Below are 337 nucleotides of genomic sequence, written 5' to 3'. Positions count from 1 at the left end.
GGTTTTTCCTTCCCTGGCCATGCCATTAGCACCGTACTTGCTAATTCCAACTCCGTGTCCGGATCCTTTTGTCGTGATGACAATATGGTTGCATTGACGCTCCCAGTCAAAATCGGACGATGTCAGCACGAGCTTCTCACGAATCTGTTTTCCTGTCATTTTCTTTCCTCCGATTTCCACTACACCGACGCGATTACCAGATGTTCTTTCAATGACAGTCCCTATAGATGTTCCCGAAGAAAGACTTACACCCAGCTTTTTTTCAAAATCTGAAGTATAGACAACAACTTTATTATAAAATTTTGGTGATTCTTCTTTATCCCATGGACTGGATACA

The 337-nt window shown here is 42.4% G+C and carries 1 pseudogene; it reads right to left on the bottom strand.

The features are described 5' to 3' along the window. Positions 1-337 (bottom strand): annotated as a pseudogene (locus tag ACYP5M_RS26535) (stage II sporulation protein D); the annotation flags it as partial.

This window comes from Peribacillus sp. N1 (assembly GCF_054600815.1).
The sequence above is the reverse complement of the archived record's forward strand: the minus strand, read 5'-3'. Positions and strand labels throughout refer to the sequence as shown.